Below are 21186 nucleotides of genomic sequence, written 5' to 3'. Positions count from 1 at the left end.
CAGGCAACATTGATGTTGAGCGAGCAGGCCTAATCGCTGGCAAGCCAGCTCCCACAGGTTTTTGGGATGTGCTCGGGTTTTGGGTTCCCTTCATTCCATGTGGGAGCTGGCTTGCCAGCGATAGCGGTGGTTCAGGCGCCGTCGAGTGTGCGGCGAACCTTGTCCAGCAATTCGCTGATCTGAAACGGTTTGACCAGCATGTCCATCCCTTCGCCGAGAAATACCTGACGGTTGAGCGCGGTTTCGGCGTAGCCGGTCATGAACAGAATCGGTAATTCTTCGCGCCAGCCTCGCGCAACATCTGCCAGTTTGCGCCCGCTCATGCGCGGCAAGCCGACGTCGCTCAGCAACAGGTTGATCGATGGATCGTTCTGCAAGCGATCCAGTGCCGTCTCGATGTCGCCGGCCTCAGTGCAGCGGTAACCGGCATCTTCCAACACTTCGGTGACGAACATCCGCACCGCAGCCATGTCCTCGACGATCAGCACATGCTCGCCGGTGCCCCGCGCATTGACCACCTCTGGTGAAGCTTCAACGCCGACCGGATGGCTGGTGGCCGGTAACATGATGGTCACTTCCGTGCCCCGTCGGGCCACACTGCGAATGTGCGCATCCCCGCCCGATTGCCGGGCAAAACCATAAATCGTCGACAAGCCCAGCCCGGTGCCCTGGCCCAAGGGTTTGGTGGTGAAGAATGGGTCGAAAACCTTGTCGATCACGTTGTGCTCGATACCGGTGCCGTCATCGCGCACCGACAACGCCACATAGGCGCCATCGGCCAGATTCGGATCACCATGGGAATACGCCGCGTAGGTGTTGACCCAGATGTTGCCGCCATGCGGCAGCGCATCGCGGGCGTTGATCACCAGGTTGAGCATCGCGCTTTCCAGCTGACTCGGATCGACCAACGCAATGGCCGGTTTGTTGGTCAACTCAAGCTTGAGCGCAATCCGCTCACCGATGGTGCGTACCAGCAGTTCTTCCAGCGACCGCATGTGCTCGTTGATGTCCACGGGCCGGGTGTCCAGCGGTTGCTGACGGGCGAACGCCAGCAAACGATGGGTGAGCGAGGCTGCGCTCATCGCGGAATTCAGCGCCGCTTCGGCATACAACTTGACCTTTTCCGGGCGATTGTCGTCGATGCGCTTCTGGATCAGCTCAAGACTGGTGATGATGCCGGTCAGCAGGTTGTTGAAGTCGTGGGCAATGCCGCCGGTGAGCTTGCCCAGGGCATCCATTTTCTGCACTTGCAGCAACTGAGATTCGGCGCGTTCCAGTTGTGAGGTCGTGTCATCCAGGCGTGCCAGATGCGTGCGTTCGCGATGGCGGTGTTCGGTGACGTCTTCTACGAATACCAGGCTCAGCTCGGGCGTGCGGTACGGCGAAATCTGCCACTCGGTCTCGCGAATCTCGCCTTGCACGCGCATGTTCAGCGTGCCTTTCCAGCGCTCGCCATCGACCAGGCGCAGGCGCAGTTCATTGAGAATCGCGTTTTGATCGTCGGCGAAGCATTCGCTCAGGGCCTGCGGGTCGCGGTTATCCAGAATCAACTGATTGAACGCGTGGTTGCACTCATGCACCTTGAGGTTCGCATCCAGCACCGCGATGGGCGCGGACACATTGACGAAAATCTCGCGGAATCGCGCCTCGCTTTCGCGCAATGCATTTTCTGTGTCGCGCACCCGCAGCAGGGTGCGCAGGGTGGCGAGCAGCACGTCCGGGTCGACCGGGTGAATCAGGTAGGCATCGGCACCGGCATTGAGGCCGGTGATGATGTCGCCGGTCTGGATCGATGCCGCCGAGACGTGGATCACCGGCAGCAGTGCGGTACGGGCATCGGCACGCAGGATGCGCACAATATCGAAGCCGCTCATGTCCGGCAGGTTGACGTCGAGTATCAGGGCGTCGAACGCTTCGCTCTCGATCAACGCCAGGCCGTCAGTGCCAGTGCCGGCCTCGAGGACTTCATAGTCGTGGCGTTCAAGACGTTTGCGCAGGGCATAGCGGGTGGCGACGTTGTCATCGACGATCAACAGGCGGATGTCACGTTTCATCGACGTTCTCCAAAGCGATCGCCAACGGAATAGTCACGTAGAAGGTCGAGCCGACGCCCGGTGCGCTGTCCATTCCGACCTCTCCACCCAACAGGGTCGCGAAGCGTTTACACAAGGAAAGTCCCAGGCCGGTGCCGCGCAAGCGTTTCTGCAGCGGCGAGTCGACCTGGGAAAAGTCCTCGAACAATGCACCATGCAGCTCCGCCGCGATACCAATACCTGTGTCGCTGACGGCAAAACGCACTTTGTCCGTGCCTTCAAGTCGTGCCGAAACCCGCACTTCGCCACGCGTGGTGAACTTCAGCGAGTTGGAAATGAAGTTGCGCAGGATTTGCGCGAGTTTCTTGTCGTCGGTGTACAGGCGCGGCAGGCCTTTGGGTTCCTCGAAGATCAGGTCCACTGCCGACGCATCGACAATGGGCCGAAACATCCCGCGCAGGGCGGAAAACAGATCGAACATGTCGAACCACGCCGGGGAAATGGTGATGCGTCCGGCCTCGATTTTCGCCAGATCGAGCAAGTCGTCGACCATGTCGCTAAGCTCGCGGGCTGCAGTGCTGACGAAGGCGACCTGTTTGTGTTGCTCGGGGCTCAGCGGCCCGTCCAGCTCGTCGGCGAGCAGGCTGTTGATGCTCAGGATCGAACCCAGCGGGGTGCGGAACTCATGGCTCATGTACGACAGGAAACGGCTTTTGAGGTCCGAAGCCTGGCGCAATTCTTCTGCCTGAATGTCGAGCTCGGCGTACAGCGCCAGCACGCCCTGATTGGTTTCATCAAGCTCTGCGCGCAAGGCTTCAGTTTCGCTCTGCAACTGGGCGATCAGCGCAGCCTGTTCGGCATTGCTCGCAAGGGGCGACTCAGCCATGGGCGGCCTCCAGAGCAACGACCAGTACCGTTACATCATCCCGACCGCGGCAGAAGTCGCGATGCAAAATGGCGGCTATCACGGCAGGGTGGCGGTGCACCAGGCCGGGGTAGTCTTGAAGATTCCAACGGGACTGCAAACCGTCGCTGTACATGATCAAAAGATGTCCGTTCACATGAGCATAGTCAAAGGGCTGGGCTTTCCGGTACTGGACGCCAACGATGCCAGGGTGCGAAGCCAGTCCGCGGGATTTGTCGGCAGCAATCAGACTGGCGCCGATATTGCCCACCCCGGTGAAACGGAGGCTGGCGCTATCGGCATGAAACTGCGCAAACGCCACCGCGCCGCCACGGGTGCCGATCATGTCCCGGTGCAGGTCTTCCATCAGCATCGTCGGTGTGCTGAAAGGCGCACGGGCGAACGCTCCCTCGCCGGCGCGGCCGGCAATTTCGGCGTCTTCACCATGGCCGAGGCCGTCAACGATCAGCGCGCTGATGTCTGCGCCGTGATACGCCAGATGCCAGACATCGCCGCAGGCCGGGTCGTCATGCAGCGAGTGCTGACTAACGCCGTAAAGCAGGTCAGGCTGACGGGTGTTGCGCGGGTACAAACGCGCGAGCAACACGGCTCCGCGGTGGTCGGCATACACGTCAAACACATCGGCCTGGCGTGACACCGCGCCAAGGCCGATGCCTTGGGTGCCGCCGGTAGAAAAGCCGTCAGTGAGGCATGCCTCCAGATCAAAGCCCTTGGCACGATCCACCGCCAGCAGTTCGATCCCCGCATTGCCCTGACGTGGCAGCACTCGCAAGTGCAGCTCGCCACGGCCGGCATGTTTGAGCAGATTGCTCGCCAGCTCGGTGACCACCAGTGCCACGCGTCCGGCATCGCTTTCAGTGAAACCGTGCTGTTCGGCAAGCCGTTGAGCCGTGCGCCTTGCATAGCCGATCTGGCTGCTGTCTTCGATCAGTAAGACTTGGGTCAGTGACCCGTTAATGTTCATGTCCATCGCGTAATCGTTATGCGGGTGCCCTTGCCGGGCTCCGTGTCCAGTTCGAACTCCTGGACCAGTCGTTTCGCACCGGTCAGACCCAGGCCCATGCCGCTGCCGGACGTCCAGCCGTCGGTCATTGCCAGTTTGATGTCGGCAATGCCCGGCCCCTCGTCGCGAAAGGTCAGGCGCAGACCGACCTTGTGATCCTCATCGAGGATCTGCCAGTCCATGTCGCCGCCACCCCCGTAAACCATGGTGTTGCGCGCCAGTTCGCTGACAGCCGTGACCATTTTGGTCAGGTCGATCAGGCGCATGCCGCACTCGGTGGCCAGTTTGCGTGCGGTCTGGCGGGCCAGCACCACATCCTGCTCAATGTGAATGGGTTGAGTACCGCTACTGCGCACGGTCATTGCTGACTTACTCGTTCCCGCAGCACTTTCATCCCACGCTCGACATTGAGCGCCGTGCTGACACCGGGCAGAGTCAGGCCGAGTTCGACCAAGGTAATCGCCACCGCCGGCTGCATACCAACCAGCATGGTTTCAGCGTCCATGATTTTCGACAGGCCGGAAATCGTGCTGATCATCCGGCCGATGAACGAGTCGACCATGTCCAGCGCCGAGATGTCGATCAACACGCCACGCGCCGAGGTTCTGCTGATGCGTTCGGACAGATCGTCCTGCAGGGTCAAGGCGAGTTGGTCATGCATGTCGACCTGAATGGTCACCAGCAGGAACTCGCCCATCTGAAGAATCGGAATTCTTTCCATGACGTCAGACCGCTTTGCTGAGGGTGATGCCCAGGCGTGTCAGGGCCAGTTTCAAAGCATCGGCAAGATTGGCCTTGGTGACCACGCCTTGCAGGTCAAGCCCCAGGTGCACGATGGTCTGCGCGATCTGCGGACGCACGCCACTGATGATGCAATCTGCGCCCATCAGGCGGATCGCGGTAACGGTTTTCAGCAGGTGCTGGGCGACCAGGGTATCGACGGTAGGCACACCAGTAATGTCGATGATGGCGATTTCCGAACCGGTATCGACGATGCGTTGCAGCAACGATTCCATCACGACCTGTGTGCGCTGCGAATCGAGGGTGCCGATCATTGGCAACGCCAGCACGCCGTCCCAAAGCTTGACCACGGGTGTGGAGAGTTCAAGCAGTTCTTCCTGCTGACGCTTGATCACCGCTTCGCGGGATTTCTGGAAGGTCCGAATGGTGTGCAGGCCAAAGGCGTCGAGCAATTCGGAAACTTCCCAGAGCTGCTCGGCGAGCAGCGCCGGTTGTTCTTTGTAGTGTGCTTGCAGCAGCCTGAATAGCGGGCCTTTCAGGGCGAAGATGAAACTCGCGGTTTGTTGCGAGTCCTGGCCGAGCAGGGCGCGGCTATGGGAAAGCTTTTCAAGGAACAGGCGGGTCGTTTCCCAACCTTGCGCATTGACGTTGGTGCCGTTGTCACTCTCAAGGCCCGTGACCACCAGTTGCAGGAATTCGCTGGTTTGCTGCTGCAGGTCGTGTTCTTTCAGATTGCGCGTGGCGCCGCTCGCTCCCAGGCCGTTGATCCATTCGCCCAGCAGTTGGGCCTGCTTGTTTTTCATCGCATCGAGTGTGCTGTTCTGCAGTGCTGCCATGTGCCTGTTGCTCCGTAACGAATGAGGGGCCGATTTCATCAAATTGATCGGCGCGAAGTCAGTGACCGTTGCCGTTTCAAATAGTTGTGCAGTCTTGCGAGGATATTTTTGATTTGCCTCAAGAAAGGCCCGAGTAACTCTAGTCGGCATGGCTGCAAGGCGCGAAGTTTTGAACGTTGGCGCGCTGACGGCTTCGAATCTGCAAGGCCCGACTGGTTTCAGTCGCGCTGGCGATGACTAAAGAGGTGCTTATGAACGAGCAATCGACACAGCAGAACAATCAATCCGGGGAACCGATCGATCGCAATGACCCGGCGATTGACCCGCAAGTGCCGGGGCAATCGGCGCCGACGCAGCCTGCGCAGCAACAGGGCGATACAGACCAGGCGCAAAGTGCTGATCCGGCAGTGGATCAGAAGAACCAGAACACCGATAACGACAACGAGTTCAGCCCCGGTTTCGAACCTGAGCCGGATCGGGCGAAGCCGGGTGAGGAGACCGACGCGGATATTGATACTGACGGGGGTTAATCAAGGCTGAAACGAGGAGGCCGCATCCATTGGATGCGGCCTCTTTTTTTGCCTGCCCGATACTTACTTGCTCGGATATTTGGCTTGCAGCTCTTTCGCCGCCGACAGATGTTTTTCCAGCCCTGGCAGCATTTTCTGGGCGAAGGCTTTCAGCTCGGTCGCGCCTTTTACCTTGTCATCCGTGACGGTATTGGCTTGCTTCTTGAACAACTCGATGGTGTCTTCGTGGGCCTTGACCTGATTGTTGGCGTAGGCCGCATCGAAGGATTCATCGCGCATTTCGAGGATTTTCTCTTTGGCCTGTTTGACCAGCGTGGTGGTGTCCGGCACCTCGATATCGTGAGCCTTGGCAATCGTCGCCAGTTCGTCATTGGCCTTGCCGTGATCGGTGATCATCATTTCGGCAAACTGCTTGATGTCGGCCGATTGGCTTTTTTCCAGCGCCAGGCGACTGGTTTCGATCTCGGCGATGCCACCGGCAGCGGCATTGTCGACGAAGTCATTGTCGGTAGCGGCAAATGCGCTGCCCATACTCGCACTCAGGGCAACGGCGAGAGCCAGGTGACGCAGGTTGAATCCGTCCATTTGGTGTATCTCCACGCAGGTTTTTGTGAGCGTTAAAGAGTGGAGAGGCGAGGGTGATCAAAGGTTTATCGCATTTGCGACAGGGCGACGAACGGCCACCGCTGGTCTGACAGGGAGTCGACAGAACGCCCCGACCGAGGCCATTCTGATGGCTGGCCAGCGCAATCGGTCGCGTTGGTCACCGATCAACTCACGGAGGTGTTCCATGCCGGTTCCCCATGACCTGTTTCAGGACTTGAGCTGCACGAAGGAAGAGATCCAGCAAAAACGCACCCAGGATCCGCGACTGGATTCATTGATCAACAAGTATTCTCAGGCTGATGCCGACGTGGTCAAGGCAGAGACAGCCACCTCGGACGCCCCCAGCGACGACGCATTGAAAAAACTCAAAGAGAAGCGTCTGAAGGTCAAGGATGAGATCGTCAGCCACTTGCAGGCGCCGTCCTGACCTTCTGGTTGTCCGCCGACCTACGGTTGCAAATGGACGGGAACGACAGCCCCTGCCGGCACCTCGAATGTACAGAGTCCGAATTCATCGACTTCTTGCGAGGTGCCTCATGAGCGATCCCAAATTCCCGAGTGAAGAGCAGGGCGCATTCGACCCGGTGCCGACGCATCCCGAGCCTAACAGCCCGGCGCATACCACGGCTCATCCAGATGAGCCAGTCGAGGATCTTCCTGAAGACGAAAACCCCGACAAGTTCGACAAGTCTTCCAACTGACAGACTGCTATCGCTGGCAAGCCAGCCCCCACAGGTATTGGGTCGTGCACATACTCTGTGAACTACATGAACCCCTGTGGGAGCTGGCTTGCCAGCGATGGCGTCATTCAATTCAACACAAAATCGAGAGGCTCACTTCAGCGCATCAGCCAACGGCATCCGCGCCATATGCATCGCCTTCAACGACCCGAAATACAACCAGTCCCCATACTCCCTCACCGTGGTGATCGGCGAATAATTGCCGTCGCTCGCATCCTGCAGATTGGTAATCACCTTGCCCTGCAAATCCAGCCCCAATACAAAACCGCGCTTCTCCACGGGTTTGGGCAACACGCTCAACGCCCGCACAATCATCTTGCGCACGAATGGATGCCCGGCCGTGCCATCGAGCAAGGCATTACGCGGTGCGTACAACGCAACCCAGAAACGATCGTGGCCATTGAATGACAGGTTGTCCGGCAGCCCCGGCAAGTTGTCGATAAACAGGTCATGGGTGCCCGCCTGGGGGCCTTTCAGCCAGAAGCGACTGATGCGGTAGGCGCCGGTTTCATTGACCAGCACATAGGCATCATCCGGGCCGAGGGTCACGCCGTTGGCGAACTGCAGTTTATCGAGCAGGATGCTGGTCTTGCCGGTCTGGAAGTCATAGCGCAGCAAACGTCCGTCACCGCCGTGCTCAATGATCGCCTCGCCGTCATGACCGTAGCCCCATCGACTGGAGGCATCGCTGAAGTAGGCGTAGTGCCCGGACTTGTCGATCGCCACATCATCGGTGAAACCGAAGGGCACGCCATTGGCCTCTTTGGTCAAGGCCGTCACCTGGCCCTGTGCATCGAGAGACAGCAAACCCTTGACCCCGTCGGCGATCACCAGCAGCCCATTGGGATGCCGCGCAAGCCCCAGCGGCCGGCCACCGGTGTCGGCCAGCACTTTGCGTTCCTTGCCATCAAGACTACTGCGGATCAGCCGACCGTCATGTAGACCGGTGATCAGGAATTCCCCTTCCAGCAGCAGCGCTTCCGGCCCTTCAATGTCACTGGGGCCGACCTGCACCGCACCTTTGAGGCGCTGGTTATCGGCGTAGATCCCTTCGCTCAACGAGGGTGCCGCCTGCGGTGTCCAGGCGACCGGCTCGACCTTGGTGGGCATCAGCAGCAGAAACGCGATGACGACGACAATCAGTAACAATAGAAACTGCCCCCACCTCATGCGCTGGCCCTCGCTGAAGCCAGATACTGCGTAGCCATGTCACGCAGCGCGAGCATGGATGCGGCGGACTCACGGTCGATCCGGCGCTTGAGCAGCAATCGATTGGCGATACGCATGCCCAAGCCGTCGAAACGATAATCCAGCGTGCGCACAAACCGCGTGCTGTCACCTTCGGCGTAGCACTCGTAAGTCAACGCCAGCGACAACCCGTGATCACCCTGGGCCCGCGCGCACCAGCGTCGCCCGGGCAGGTATTCGGTGACTGCCCAGCTCAGGTGACCTGCGCGGCCGCCGGCATGAATGTCTTCTTCAAAGCATGCGCCTGCATGCAGCGGGCCGCATGGGCCGTCGATCTTCAGCGATGACGGATGCCACTCAGGCCAGCGGCCGACACTGGCCGCGTAGGCGAGTACGGCAATCGGGTCGCCAGCGATATCGATCTGGTGCTGCATGCGGGTCATGGGCATTCTTGAATAGCTCAAAGGGGCGGCTTGCGGCTCCCAGTAAAGGGTGCCGAACAGGTAGTCCATCAGCGGTAGAACAATGTTGAAATTACGCTCTTGCATGCGCTCGCGACGGTGATGCAGCTCATGCAAATGGCGCATCTGACGGATCCATGGCAGGCGTGTCAGCGGGTTGTGCGGCGGCAAGTGTTCGGCGGCATGAAACACCTCGTAGGTCAGATAACCCAGCACCATGCTGCCAGCGAACAGCCCGGCGACGTTGGCGTTGAACTGCGCGAACAGCCACCACAACGGCAGGGTAATCACCAGCGTATGGATCACGATCAGCCACGCCGGAAACAGAATCACCCGCCAGTCGCGAGCACTGTCGTAGGTCATGTGGCCGGGCGTGAAGAAGCTGTGATGGTCCCCCGCATGCCGGGCGTAGAACATTTTGGCAAAGGTTTTTTTGTGGTGGCCGAGATGGCGATGGACCATGTACACGCCAAAGTTGAAAAACAGCAGGGTCAGCGGCACGCTCAGCCATTCCAGCCAGCTTGCCTGGTGCACGCTGCTCCAGAACGCGCCGATGGCCAGCACCCCGAACAGCAACACGAAGGCGCCGTGCAGCCACGGGTTGTAGCGCGGATGAATGGCCGCACGATAGCGGCTGCGGAATGCCTCGGTGGTCTGCCTCACTGCGTTCACCTGCGGGTATTTTGTTGTACCCGGCAGATTAGCCGATCCGGCCATCAATGCAGGCCGGACCTTGAGGCCACATGCGCCATGATCCGGTGTAAAGCGCCCACTCGGGCGTCTGGATCAGCTCAGCGGGTTCCAGCGTTGTGACCAATCGTCATCGGTGCGGATCACTTCACGCAGCAGATTGAAGGCTTGCTGCAATGTCGCCGAGTCGCGATCACGCGAATACACCAGATAGGTTGGATAGCCGAATTCCGGGGCTTTGGTAACCGTTTCCAGTGCGCCGCTTTCAAGATAGGTGCGCACCACACGGGTACGGAAATAGCCGCTGCCGCCGTTTTCCAGGATGTATTGCAGGGCGAGTGGGCCCAGGTTGAAACTCAGCGCGGCTTTGGCTTTTTCCGGCAGGGCGGCGTCGTGCTGGCGGCGGAAGTCCGGGCCCCAGTCGATATAAACGTAGGGATCCGGGCGATCAGGCGCGCGCACCAGAATCAGCTTTTCCTCCAGCACCTGCTCGACCTGCAACCCCGGCCAGTAATCCGGTTGATAGACCAGCGCCGCGTCGAGCACGCCGAGTTCGAGTTGACGCAGAAGGTTTTCACCGTCGCGGATTTCCATGCGCAGGGCATGTCCGGGGATTTTCTCGCGCAACTCGGCGGCCCAACTGAGCATCAGCGGGTTGCACAGGCTGACTTCGCCGCCGATGTGCAGCACGTTGTGATAACCCTCAGGCAGCGGCAGGTCGCGCCGCGCCGCTTCCCAGGTCTGCACCAGTTGATTGGCATAGACCACGAAGGCCTCGCCATTGGCCGTCAATTTCGCTCCGGCGCGATTGCGCACGAACAGCGTACTGCCCAACTGGCTTTCGAGTTTCTGCACCCGGGCGGTGATCGCTGTTTGGGTGACGAACAGCTTCTGCGCCGCCGCCGCGAGACTGCCGTGACGGACGATTTCCAGAAAGGTGCGAGCGAGGTCGATGTCCATGGGCGGGCCGGTGTTTGAGGTGGGGGCATTGTAAATGCAAAGAGCCCGTCACCCTAACCCTCCCGAAACGTCGGACAGCCCCGAGGGAGAGGGGACCGACCTCACCCAACCGCGCCGACGATTGCGGGGATGGCCTGTTCGCACACCGCCAGGTTTCTTTGCTCCAGAACGCAAAAATCCCGCCACAGGGGCGGGATTTTTTTGTCACTGAACAGCGGTATTACGAAGGGAACAGCTCGGACAGTTTCATCGCCAGCATCATGTCGCCTTCAGCGCGCAGTTTGCCGCCCATGAACGCTTGCATGCCGTCGGTCGAACCGTCAACGATGCCTTGCAGGGTTTCGCCGTCCATGACCAGAGTGACCTGGGCGTCCGGGTTCTCGCCTTCTTGCAGCTCGCAGGTGCTGTCTTTGACGATCAGCGAGAAGTTCTTGGTGTCGTCGATGCGGAAACCGAAGACCAGGTCCAGGCCGGCAGCAGCGGCTGGGTTGAACTTGGCTTTCATTGCTTGTACGGCATCAGCTACGGAGGTCATGGTTCGATCCTTTCTTGGGTAATAGGAGCTGGGTGATTACAGCAAGGGTCACAGTAATCCGGACTCAGCGGAAAGTGATGAGTTCCGGGGCCTTCAACAGTTGCAGATGGGCATGACTGTTGAAGGAAGCCAGGGCCACCTCGCGGCCGCGAAACTTCAGCTGGTTGAGCGAGGTGTTGACGATTTGCCAATTCAGTTCAAAAGCCTGTTTGGCAGGCATTTGTGTAATGAGGTGGAGCAGGGCGGTAATCGTGCCGCCAGAGGTGAACACCGCGATTTTCTGGTTTTGTTCGGCCTGTTCAATAATTCGATGCAACCCGGCCTGCACCCGTTCAACGAAACCCAGCCAGCTCTCCAGTCCCGGTGTGTCATAGGTGCCGGCCAGCCAGCGCTCGATGATCAGGGCAAAAATGCGCTGGAACTCGCCGCGGTTTTGCGCAGCGTTGCGCAAGATGTCGAGGGCTTCAGGCTCGTCTGGCAACATCGCCGGGAGCAGGGCGCGGATTACCGCGTCAGCATCAAATTCGTTAAACGCGGAATCGGTTTCCAGCGTCGGTACCGACAGGCCTTTGGCAGTGAATTGCTCCAGCGCACTGGTGGCCGTGTGTTGTTGGCGGCGCAGATCACCTGCCAGGCAGCGATCGAAGCGGATCCCCAGTTCAGCGAGGTGCTGACCGAGGATTTCTGCCTGACGCACACCGGTCGGCGACAGGACGTCATAGTCGTCTGCACCAAAGGAGGCCTGGCCATGTCGAATCAAATAGATGCTGCCCACGTCCGCGTCGTCCCGGTACGTTGAAGGTTTGGCGAGATTATGAGGATGCCGGGGAGCTGTCAATGAAAAAACATACGCTTGTTTGAAATGCCCGTTACAGGCGTGTTGCCAGAGGTTTCACGACTGGCCGACGAGCCGGCGCATGGGTATGCTGGGGCCATTACGCGTGGAAATCACATCCACGCTTCGTTTTGAGGAGTCTCTGTGGAGTTTTTCACCGAATACGCCAGTTTCCTGGCCAAGACCGTCACCCTGGTAATCGCCATTCTGGTTGTGCTCGCCAGTTTTGCCGCGTTGCGCAGCAAGGGCCGGCGTAAGTCGGCGGGGCAGTTGCAGGTCAGCAAGCTCAATGATTTCTATAAAGGCCTGCGTGAGCGCCTGGAGCAGACCCTGCTCGACAAGGATCAGCTCAAAGCCTTGCGCAAGGGCGAGGCCAAGTCCGAAAAGAGCGAGAAGAAGCAGAAGAAAAAACCCGAGGCCAAACCACGGGTGTTCGTGCTGGATTTCGACGGCGACATCAAAGCCTCGGCCACCGAGAGCCTGCGTCATGAAATCACTGCGCTGCTGACCCTCGCTACGCCGAAAGACGAAGTTGTCCTGCGTCTGGAAAGCGGCGGCGGCATGGTCCACAGCTACGGTCTGGCGTCTTCGCAACTGGCGCGTATCCGCGAAGCCGGCGTGCCCTTGACCGTGTGCATCGACAAAGTCGCGGCCAGCGGCGGCTACATGATGGCGTGCATCGGCGAGAAGATCATCAGTGCGCCGTTCGCCATTCTCGGCTCGATCGGTGTGGTTGCGCAGTTGCCCAACGTCAACCGCCTGCTGAAGAAGCACGACATCGACTTCGAAGTGCTGACCGCCGGTGAGTACAAACGCACCCTGACCGTGTTTGGTGAGAACACCGAGAAAGGCCGCGAGAAGTTTCAGGAAGACCTGGACATCACCCATCAACTGTTCAAGAACTTCGTTGCCCGCTACCGTCCGCAACTGGCCATCGATGACGTGGCGACCGGCGAAGTCTGGCTCGGCGTCGCGGCGCTGGACAAGCAACTGGTCGACGAACTCAAGACCAGCGATGAATACCTCTCGCAGAAGGCCAGGCAGGCTGAGGTTTACCACCTGCATTACGCCGAACGCAAAAGTCTGCAGGAGCGCATCGGCATGGCAGCCAGCGGTTCGGTAGATCGCGTGCTGCTGAGCTGGTGGAGCCGTCTGACCCAGCAGCGCTTCTGGTAAGTCAGTCAGGCATAAAAAAACGCCGGTCAATGACCGGCGTTTTTTTGTCCGCAGCTTTTGTGGCGAAGACTCAGCGGCGACGGAACAGCGGCAGCGGTTCGTCAGTGGCGGCCTGATAGGTCACCGAAAAATCCTTGAGACCTTCAAGCGCTTCGTGCGGATCTTTATCTGCACGCACGGCAAAGGCGTCGAAACCGCAGCGGCGCATGTAAAACAGCTGATCGCGCAGCACGTCGCCAATCGCTCGCAGCTCGCCTTTGAAGCCATAGCGATCACGCAACAGGCGGGCGTTGGAGTAGTTGCGCCCGTCAGTGAATGCCGGGAAGTTCAGCGCGATCACCTGGAACTTATCAACGTCCTCACCGATTTCCTCTGCTTCCTCGTCCGCGTCGAGCCACACGCCCAGACCGCCGTCGCGAGCCATGAGCATGCGGCTGTGTTCACGCCACAGTTGCAGCGGAACGATCAGATCGTCGCAGTTGCTGATCTCGTCGATGTTGAAATCCTTGGGCAGCAAGTGCCAGGTTTCGTCGACGACTTCGTTGTTCTTAATGATTCGCTGCATAGACGCGTTCCTTGAAGAGGTCGATGCCAATACGCTGATAGGTGTCGATGAAGCGCTCGTCTTCGGTACGTTGTTCCACGTACACGTCAATCAGCTTCGAGATCACGTCAGGCATGACTTCCTGTGCGAAGGACGGGCCGAGAATCTTGCCCAGGCTCGCATCACGGCTGGCGCTGCCGCCGAGGGAGACCTGATAGAACTCCTCACCTTTCTTGTCCACCCCCAGGATACCGATGTGGCCGACGTGGTGGTGACCGCAGGCGTTCATGCAACCGGAGATGTTCAGGTCCAGTTCACCGATGTCGAACAGATAGTCCAGGTCATCGAAACGGCGCTGGATCGATTCGGCAATCGGGATTGACTTGGCGTTCGCCAGCGAGCAGAAATCACCGCCAGGGCAGCAGATGATGTCGGTCAGCAGGCCGATGTTCGGCGTGGCGAAACCACCTTCACGCAATTCGCCCCACAGGGCGAACAGTTGGCTTTGCTCGACATCGGCCAGAATGATGTTTTGCTCGTGGGAGGTGCGCAGTTGACCGAAGCTGTAGCGGTCGGCCAGATCGGCGACGGCGTCAAGCTGCTTGTCGGTGATGTCGCCCGGCGCTACGCCAGTCGGTTTCAGCGACAGGGTCACGGCCACATAACCCGGCTTCTTGTGCGCCAGGGTATTGCGGGTGCGCCAGCGGGCGAAGCCTGGGTGTTCTTTGTCCAGATCGGCCAATTGCGCGGTCTGGTTTTCCAGCGCTTTGTAGTCCGGATCGACGAAGTGCCTGGCGACGCGCTGCAGTTCGGCTTCGGTCAACGTGGTCTGGCCACCGCGCAGGTGTTCCATTTCCGCATCGACTTTCTGCGCGAACACTTCAGGGGTGAGCGCCTTGACGAGAATCTTGATCCGCGCCTTGTACTTGTTGTCGCGACGACCATAGCGGTTGTAGACCCGCAGGATGGCGTCGAGATAGCTCAACAGATCCTGCCACGGCAGGAACTCGTTGATGAACGAGCCCACCACTGGCGTACGACCGAGGCCACCGCCAACCAGGACGCGGAAACCGAGTTCGCCAGCTTCGTTGTGCACCGGCTCAAGACCGATGTCGTGTACTTCGATGGCCGCACGGTCAGCGGTCGAACCGTTGACGGCGATCTTGAATTTGCGCGGCAGGTAGGCGAATTCCGGATGGAAGGTCGTCCACTGACGAACGATCTCGCACCATGGGCGCGGGTCGATCAGCTCGTCGGCAGCGACACCGGCGAACTGGTCGGTGGTGACGTTGCGCAGGCAGTTGCCGCTGGTCTGGATCGCGTGCATCTGCACGGTGGCCAGTTCGGCGAGGATGTCCGGGATGTCTTCCACCGCCGGCCAGTTGAACTGGACGTTCTGCCGTGTACTGATGTGGGCGTAGCCCTTGTCGTAGTCACGGGCAATCTTGGCCATCATGCGCATCTGACGCGAAGTCAGTTGGCCGTAAGGCACCGCCACGCGCAGCATCGGCGCGAAGCGCTGAATGTAGAGGCCATTTTGCAGGCGTAGCGGGCGGAATTCTTCTTCGCTCAGCTCACCTGCCAGATAGCGTCGGGTCTGATCACGGAACTGCTTGACGCGGTCCTCGATGATCCGCTGATCGTACTCGTCGTATACGTACATATAAGTCCTGTTCTCAGGCTTTGGGCTACTCGGAAAACGCTGCGTTTTCGCTTGCTGGAGTCCGATGTTGCCTCTGCAATTCTGCGCGCACGGCCGCGCGCTCCCTAAGGGAGCCGGGGCAATATACCCGTTTGCAGTTATGCGCAAAAGTGATGTTTGAGTATATGTAAAGAACCAAATCGCCTAACGCTAACAGTTATTAACTAATCCACATTTGTCGTGCGGACAATCATCGTCTTAACTGTGGTCGAGTCTTTCTGCAATCACCGATAAAACCGATAAGAGGCGATGCAATGAGCAACCCGACCAAGGCAAGAAAAAACGATAGCAGCGTTGATGCGTGGGCCATTTTGTTCCTGATCATTCTCGTCGTAGGAACAGCGGTGTTCTGGGTCAGCCACCAGTAAACGACCCGTCCGGGCCCGCTTCCGACGATTGTCGGACAAAAAGCGGGATCAGGCGTCAATAGCCGGGGTTTCAATGGCTATAATGCGCGGCCATTTTTCCTCGGGCCCGGATGCTTCATGTTCAAGTTTCTCTACATCAGCCTTGCCCTGTTCGGCGCATTTTTCGCGAATGCTGTGCGAGCCGAGTCCGTGCTGTTTCTGAATCCCGGTTACACCGACGAAACGTTCTGGGTCAGTTATTCGCAATTCATGCAGGCAGCCGCCCGGGATCTGGGCATCGATCTGCAAATCCTCTATTCCCAGCGTCAGCCTGAATTGACTCTGGCTCAGGCACGTCTTGCATTGCTGGGCCCCAATCGTCCTGATTACCTGATGTTCGTCAACGAGCAATACGTGGCGCCGCAGATCCTGCGCCTGGCGCAGAACAGTGGCGTGAAACTGTTCATGGTCAATGCGGCGCTGACCCCTGATCAGCAGGCGCTGATGGGCAAACGCAGCGACCGGATCGGCAGTCTGGTGCCCAACGATGAGGAGGGCGGCTACCTGATGATGAAGGAGTTGATACGGTTGCACCCGCCCGTGAGCAAGGGTGAGCAGATTGAAGTGCTGGCTTTCTCCGGTCTGAAAATCACTCCGTCGGCGCAATTGCGTGAGAAGGGCATGCAGCGCGCACTGGCCGAGCATCCGCAAGTGCGTTTGCGTCAACTGGTCTACAGCGGCTGGACGCAGCAGCGGGCCTATGAACAGGCCAAACAGCTGTTCGCCCGGTATCCGCAGGTGTCACTGGTGTGGTCGGCCAACGATGAAATGGCATTCGGAGCGATGCGTGCCTACGCCGAGAGCGGCAAGGTTGCGGGCAAAGATGCTTTATTCAGTGCGGTCAACACGTCTCGCACTGCATTGCAGGCGGTGGTTGACGGGCGCCTGAGCGCGTTGGTCGGCGGGCACTTTACCCTTGGCGGCTGGGCGCTGGTCGAATTGCATGACTATGAGCAAGGCGTTGATCTGGAGCAGTACGGCGGCCGCGACCGCCAGTTGCCATTATTGCAACTGATCAACAAAACCCAGGCTCGGCAATTACTCGCCATGGGCGACTCGCCGGGCTACAACGTGAATTTTCGCAAGCTCTCGGCCAAGGGACGGCCGATTTCCTACCGCTATCCGTTTACGCTGCAGACCCTGATGCGCTGAAGCCCGTCAAACCCCGGCGAAATGCAGCACCAGTTTGACGATGGCAAACAGCGTCAAAGCGAATACCGCCGTGAACAGAATGCCCAACAGCACGAAATGGCTGGGCTTGCCATGTGTGAAGTCCCTTGCCCGGTTTTTGCCACTCTGCACCCCGAACGCCGCCGCCATCACGCTGTGCAGCATCTGCCAGAAGCTCGGCGGTTTGTTGTCGACTGGATCGTCCATAAATCCCTCGTCTGCCGTGTGTGTCAGACAAGCATAGCCAACCCACTGAAGAACACCGCAAAACCCCTGAAGAGGTCAGTTCAATCACAATCCCTGTGGGAGCTGGCAAGCCAGCTCCCACACGGTAATGCGCTGAAACTGGATCAGTTGTCGTAACCCAGATTCGGCGCCAGCCAGCGTTCGGTCACGCTGAGCTCCTGAGCTTTACGCGAGGTGTAGCTCTGCACCTGATCCTTGTCGATCTTGCCGACAGCAAAGTACTGCGCCTGCGGGTGGGCGAAGTACCAGCCGCTGACCGCCGCAGCCGGGAACATGGCGTAGTGTTCGGTGAGAAAAACCCCGCTGCGACCGGCACGCATTTCTTCTGCTTCAGGGTCGAGCAACGCAAACAACGCGGCTTTCTCGGTGTGATCCGGGCAGGCCGGGTAGCCCGGAGCAGGGCGGATACCCGAATACTGCTCTTTGATCAGTGCGTCGTTGTCGAGCACTTCGTCCTTGGCATAACCCCAGTGTTCTTTACGCACCTGCTGGTGCAACCATTCTGCGCAAGCCTCGGCCAAACGGTCGGCGAGGGCCTTGACCATGATCGAGTTGTAATCGTCGCCAGCATCCTGATAAGCCTTGGCCACTTCTTCGGCACCGATGCCGGCAGTGGTGATGAAGCCACCGACGTAGTCAGTGACTTCGCTGTCTTTGGGCGCGACGAAGTCGGCCAGCGAGAAGTTCGGCTTGCCGTCGGTCTTGATGATCTGCTGGCGCAAGTGGTGCAGCCTGGCCAATGGCTTGCCGTCATCGCCGTACAGTTCGATGTCGTCGTCATGCACCTGATTGGCCGGCCAGAAGCCGAACACCGCGCGGGCGCTGATCAGTTTCTCGTCGATCAGCTTGGCGAGCATCTCCTGCGCGTCCTTGTAAAGCGCAGTGGCGGCTTCACCGACCACTTCGTCTTCGAGGATGCGCGGGAATTTGCCGGCCAGGTCCCAGGAGATGAAGAAGGGCGTCCAGTCGATGTACTCGGCCAGCACCTTGAGGTCGATGTTGTCCAGAACGCGGGCACCGGTAAAGGTCGGTTTGACCGGGGCGTAGGTGCTCCAGTCAAATTGCGGCTTCTTGGCGATGGCGGCGGCATAGCTCAAACGCTCGGTACGGGCGCTGCGGTTGGCCGTGCGCTCACGCACTTCAACGTATTCGGCGCGGGTTCTTTCGACGAAACCGGCCTTCAGTTCTTTGGACAGCAACTGCGTCGCCACGCCGACGGCGCGGGAGGCGTCGGTCACGTAGACCACCGCGTCGTTGCTGTATTTGGGTTCGATCTTAACCGCCGTGTGGGCTTTGGAGGTGGTTGCGCCACCAATCATCAGCGGCAAGTGGAAGTCCTGACGCTGCATCTCACGTGCCACATGGACCATTTCATCCAGCGACGGCGTAATCAGGCCGGACAGGCCGATGATGTCGCACTTCTGTTCTTTGGCGACCTGGAGGATCTTCTCCGCCGGCACCATCACGCCGAGGTCGACGATGTCATAACCGTTGCAACCGAGCACCACGCCGACGATGTTCTTGCCGATGTCGTGCACATCGCCCTTGACCGTGGCCATGAGGATCTTGCCCTTGGCTTCCGGCTTGTCGCCTTTTTCCAGTTCGATGAACGGGATCAGGTGAGCCACGGCCTGTTTCATCACGCGGGCGGATTTCACCACCTGCGGCAGGAACATTTTGCCGGCACCGAACAGGTCGCCAACGATGTTCATGCCGGACATCAGTGGGCCTTCGATCACCTCGATCGGGCGGGCGAACGACAGGCGCGACTCTTCAGTGTCTTCAACAATGTGCGTGGTGATGCCTTTGACCAGCGCGTGTTCCAGACGCTTGTTGACCGGCCAGCCGCGCCATTCTTCGGTCTCGGCTTCCTTGACGCTGCCGTCGCCCTTGTACTTGTCGGCGATGGCGAGGAGGGCGTCGGTGCCGTTCGGCGTGCGGTTGAGCACCACGTCTTCGACAGCATCGCGCAGCTCGACAGGGATCTGGTCGTAAATTTCCAGCTGACCGGCGTTGACGATGCCCATAGTCAGGCCGTTGCGGATCGCGTACAGCAGGAACACCGAGTGAATCGCCTCACGCACCGGGTTGTTGCCACGGAACGAGAACGACACGTTGGACACGCCGCCGGAGGTCAGCGCATACGGCAGCTCGTCGCGGATGTAGGCGCAGGCATTGATGAAGTCGACAGCGTAGTTGTTGTGTTCTTCGATGCCGGTGGCCACGGCGAAAATGTTCGGGTCGAAGATGATGTCTTCCGGCGGGAAGCCGACTTCGTTGACCAGAATGTCGTAGGAGCGTTTGCAGATTTCTTTTTTGCGCGCCTCGGTGTCGGCCTGGCCGGCTTCATCAAACGCCATCACCACTACCGCCGCGCCGTAGCGCTTGCACAGTTTGGCGTGGTGGATGAACTGCTCGACGCCTTCTTTCATGCTGATCGAGTTGACGATGCCCTTGCCTTGAATGCACTTCAGGCCGGCTTCGATCACTTCCCATTTCGAGGAGTCGATCATGATCGGTACGCGGGAGATGTCCGGTTCACCGGCGATCAGATTGAGGAAGGTGACCATCGCCTTCTTCGAATCGAGCATCCCTTCGTCCATGTTGATGTCGATCACCTGGGCGCCGGCTTCGACCTGTTGCAGGGCGACTTCGAGCGCTTCGGTGTAGTTGTCTTCACGAATCAGACGGGCGAACTTGGCCGAGCCGGTGATGTTGGTGCGCTCGCCAACGTTGACGAACAGCGAGCTGCGATCAATGGTGAACGGCTCAAGACCGGACAGGCGGCAAGCCTTGGGGATGTCCGGAATCTGGCGCGGTGTGTAACCGGCCACGGCTTTGGCGATGGCTTCAATGTGGCCGGGCGTGGTGCCGCAGCAGCCGCCGACGATGTTAAGAAAGCCGCTCTGGGCGAACTCTTCGATGACTTTGGCGGTTTCGATCGGCAGTTCGTCGTATTCGCCGAACTCGTTCGGCAGGCCGGCGTTCGGGTGCGCGGAAACGTGGGTGCTGGCCTTGTTCGACAGCTCTTCCAGATACGGACGCAATTCACTGGCGCCGAGTGCGCAGTTCAGGCCGACCGAAATCGGCTTGGCGTGGGCCACGGAGTTCCAGAACGCTTCGGTGGTCTGGCCCGACAAGGTGCGGCCGGACGCATCGGTGATGGTGCCCGAGATCATGATCGGCAGTTCGATGCGCAGCTCTTCGAACACGCCTTGCACGGCGAAGATCGCCGCTTTGGCGTTGAGGGTGTCGAAGATGGTTTCGATCAGGATCAGATCGGCGCCGCCCTCGATAAGGCCCTTGGTGGCTTCGGTGTAGTTCTCCACCAGCTCATCGAAGGTGACGTTGCGGTAGCCGGGGTTGTTGACGTCAGGCGAGAGCGAGCAGGTGCGACTCGTAGGACCGAGCACGCCGGCGACAAAACGTGGCTTGTCGGGGTTTTCTGCGGTCTTGGTATCGGCAACCTTGCGCGCCAGGCGTGCGCCTTCTACGTTTAGCTCGTAGGCCAGCTCTTCCATGCCGTAGTCGGCCATGGAAATGCGTGTGGCGTTGAAGGTGTTGGTTTCCAGAATGTCGGCGCCAGCATCCAGATAGGCTTTTTCGATGCCGCCGATCACGTCAGGACGGGTGAGCACCAAGAGGTCGTTGTTGCCCTTGACGTCACTCGGCCAGTCCGCGAAGCGTTTGCCGCGATAATCCTGCTCTTCGAGCTTGTAGCTCTGGATCATCGTGCCCATGCCGCCGTCGAGTATCAGGATGCGCTCTTTGAGAGCTTGCTTGAGAGCTTGAAGGCGGACGCTGCGATCGGACATTTGGACTACTCGGAAAGACCATTACGAAGGAGCGGGATCATAA

Annotated in this window: 21 protein-coding genes; 5 read left to right on the top strand and 16 right to left on the bottom strand. The window is 59.3% G+C overall.

Annotated elements, in window-relative coordinates; translation table 11 throughout:
• Positions 1 to 131 precede the first annotated feature (131 nt).
• From H8B20_RS13415 to H8B20_RS13390, 6 genes are read right to left on the bottom strand one after another with little or no spacing between them, the layout of a single operon-like run.
• Positions 132 to 2054, bottom strand: coding sequence for a response regulator (locus H8B20_RS13415; protein WP_210623391.1), 1923 nt, complete (start codon positions 2052 to 2054; stop codon positions 132 to 134).
• Positions 2044 to 2919, bottom strand: a complete 876-nt coding sequence (locus tag H8B20_RS13410) for a sensor histidine kinase (RefSeq protein ID WP_047301556.1) — start codon at positions 2917 to 2919, stop codon at positions 2044 to 2046. The genes H8B20_RS13415 and H8B20_RS13410 overlap by 11 nt, the downstream gene beginning before the upstream one ends.
• Positions 2912 to 3922 carry an ATP-binding protein gene (locus tag H8B20_RS13405; protein WP_210623924.1) on the bottom strand — a complete coding sequence of 337 codons (1011 nt, stop codon included), beginning with the start codon at positions 3920 to 3922 and terminating at the stop codon, positions 2912 to 2914. Before H8B20_RS13405 ends, H8B20_RS13410 begins: the two co-directional genes overlap by 8 nt.
• Complete coding sequence (locus H8B20_RS13400) at positions 3919 to 4323, bottom strand: anti-sigma regulatory factor (RefSeq protein WP_042559428.1); 405 nt, start codon at positions 4321 to 4323, stop codon at positions 3919 to 3921. Before H8B20_RS13400 ends, H8B20_RS13405 begins: the two co-directional genes overlap by 4 nt.
• On the bottom strand, positions 4320 to 4682 hold the full coding sequence (locus H8B20_RS13395) for an STAS domain-containing protein (protein WP_042559427.1): 363 nt from the start codon (positions 4680 to 4682) through the stop codon (positions 4320 to 4322). Before H8B20_RS13395 ends, H8B20_RS13400 begins: the two co-directional genes overlap by 4 nt.
• 4 nt (positions 4683 to 4686) lie before the next feature.
• On the bottom strand, positions 4687 to 5538 hold the full coding sequence (locus H8B20_RS13390) for an STAS domain-containing protein (RefSeq protein WP_210623390.1): 852 nt from the start codon (positions 5536 to 5538) through the stop codon (positions 4687 to 4689).
• Positions 5539 to 5789: 251 nt separating this feature from the next.
• Here H8B20_RS13390 and H8B20_RS13385 point away from each other — a divergent pair, with 251 nt between their 5' ends.
• Complete coding sequence (locus H8B20_RS13385) at positions 5790 to 6068, top strand: hypothetical protein (RefSeq protein WP_042559425.1); 279 nt, start codon at positions 5790 to 5792, stop codon at positions 6066 to 6068.
• A gap of 63 nt (positions 6069 to 6131) precedes the next feature.
• Here H8B20_RS13385 and H8B20_RS13380 read toward each other — a convergent pair whose 3' ends face one another.
• Positions 6132 to 6653: a DUF4142 domain-containing protein gene (locus H8B20_RS13380; RefSeq protein WP_042559424.1), complete on the bottom strand. Its 522-nt coding sequence runs from the start codon at positions 6651 to 6653 to the stop codon at positions 6132 to 6134.
• 205 nt (positions 6654 to 6858) lie between these two features.
• Between H8B20_RS13380 and H8B20_RS13375 the strand changes: the two genes are divergently transcribed.
• Both H8B20_RS13375 and H8B20_RS13370 read left to right on the top strand, forming a co-directional pair.
• The gene (locus H8B20_RS13375) at positions 6859 to 7101 is read left to right on the top strand and encodes a DUF465 domain-containing protein (RefSeq protein ID WP_042559423.1); all 243 of its coding nucleotides are present in this window, start codon (positions 6859 to 6861) and stop codon (positions 7099 to 7101) included.
• 109 nt (positions 7102 to 7210) lie between these two features.
• Positions 7211 to 7375: a hypothetical protein gene (locus tag H8B20_RS13370; RefSeq protein ID WP_210623389.1), complete on the top strand. Its 165-nt coding sequence runs from the start codon at positions 7211 to 7213 to the stop codon at positions 7373 to 7375.
• Between the two features lie 132 nt (positions 7376 to 7507).
• On the opposite strand, the gene H8B20_RS13365 is transcribed toward H8B20_RS13370, so the two are convergent.
• The 5 genes from H8B20_RS13365 to H8B20_RS13345 all read right to left on the bottom strand — a co-directional run bounded on the left by H8B20_RS13365 (position 7508) and on the right by H8B20_RS13345 (position 12023).
• On the bottom strand, positions 7508 to 8584 hold the full coding sequence (locus H8B20_RS13365) for an SMP-30/gluconolactonase/LRE family protein (RefSeq protein ID WP_210623388.1): 1077 nt from the start codon (positions 8582 to 8584) through the stop codon (positions 7508 to 7510).
• Entirely contained in the window at positions 8581 to 9726 is a 1146-nt protein-coding gene (locus tag H8B20_RS13360; RefSeq protein ID WP_210623387.1) for an SRPBCC family protein, read from the bottom strand. Before H8B20_RS13360 ends, H8B20_RS13365 begins: the two co-directional genes overlap by 4 nt.
• Positions 9727 to 9849: 123 nt before the next feature.
• Positions 9850 to 10713, bottom strand: coding sequence for a LysR family transcriptional regulator (locus H8B20_RS13355; RefSeq protein ID WP_210623386.1), 864 nt, complete (start codon positions 10711 to 10713; stop codon positions 9850 to 9852).
• A gap of 220 nt (positions 10714 to 10933) precedes the next feature.
• On the bottom strand, positions 10934 to 11248 hold the full coding sequence (locus H8B20_RS13350; RefSeq protein WP_007946492.1) for an SCP2 sterol-binding domain-containing protein: 315 nt from the start codon (positions 11246 to 11248) through the stop codon (positions 10934 to 10936).
• A 64-nt stretch (positions 11249 to 11312) separates the two neighbouring features.
• Entirely contained in the window at positions 11313 to 12023 is a 711-nt protein-coding gene (locus H8B20_RS13345; protein ID WP_042559419.1) for a histidine phosphatase family protein, read from the bottom strand.
• A 204-nt stretch (positions 12024 to 12227) separates the two neighbouring features.
• On the opposite strand from H8B20_RS13345, the gene sohB reads away from it, so the two are divergent.
• Positions 12228 to 13259 carry a protease SohB gene (sohB, locus tag H8B20_RS13340; protein WP_042559418.1) on the top strand — a complete coding sequence of 344 codons (1032 nt, stop codon included), beginning with the start codon at positions 12228 to 12230 and terminating at the stop codon, positions 13257 to 13259.
• 70 nt (positions 13260 to 13329) lie between these two features.
• Here sohB and H8B20_RS13335 read toward each other — a convergent pair whose 3' ends face one another.
• Positions 13330 to 13824 carry a DUF934 domain-containing protein gene (locus H8B20_RS13335; protein WP_042559417.1) on the bottom strand — a complete coding sequence of 165 codons (495 nt, stop codon included), beginning with the start codon at positions 13822 to 13824 and terminating at the stop codon, positions 13330 to 13332.
• Positions 13808 to 15466, bottom strand: a complete 1659-nt coding sequence (locus tag H8B20_RS13330) for a nitrite/sulfite reductase (protein ID WP_210623385.1) — start codon at positions 15464 to 15466, stop codon at positions 13808 to 13810. The genes H8B20_RS13335 and H8B20_RS13330 overlap by 17 nt, the downstream gene beginning before the upstream one ends.
• A gap of 524 nt (positions 15467 to 15990) precedes the next feature.
• Between H8B20_RS13330 and H8B20_RS13325 the strand changes: the two genes are divergently transcribed.
• Positions 15991 to 17064, top strand: a complete 1074-nt coding sequence (locus H8B20_RS13325; protein ID WP_210623384.1) for an ABC transporter substrate-binding protein — start codon at positions 15991 to 15993, stop codon at positions 17062 to 17064.
• A gap of 6 nt (positions 17065 to 17070) precedes the next feature.
• Here the strand turns inward: H8B20_RS13325 and H8B20_RS13320 are convergent, their stop codons facing one another.
• Entirely contained in the window at positions 17071 to 17289 is a 219-nt protein-coding gene (locus H8B20_RS13320) for a DUF2970 domain-containing protein (protein WP_042559414.1), read from the bottom strand.
• A 143-nt stretch (positions 17290 to 17432) separates the two neighbouring features.
• Positions 17433 to 21143, bottom strand: a complete 3711-nt coding sequence (metH, locus tag H8B20_RS13315) for a methionine synthase (RefSeq protein ID WP_210623383.1) — start codon at positions 21141 to 21143, stop codon at positions 17433 to 17435.
• Between the last annotated feature and the right edge of the window lie 43 nt (positions 21144 to 21186).

The organism is Pseudomonas sp. P42 (assembly GCF_017973755.1).
Taxonomy (GTDB): Bacteria; Pseudomonadota; Gammaproteobacteria; order Pseudomonadales; family Pseudomonadaceae; genus Aquipseudomonas; species Aquipseudomonas iridis.
The sequence above is the reverse complement of the archived record's forward strand: the minus strand, read 5'-3'. Positions and strand labels throughout refer to the sequence as shown.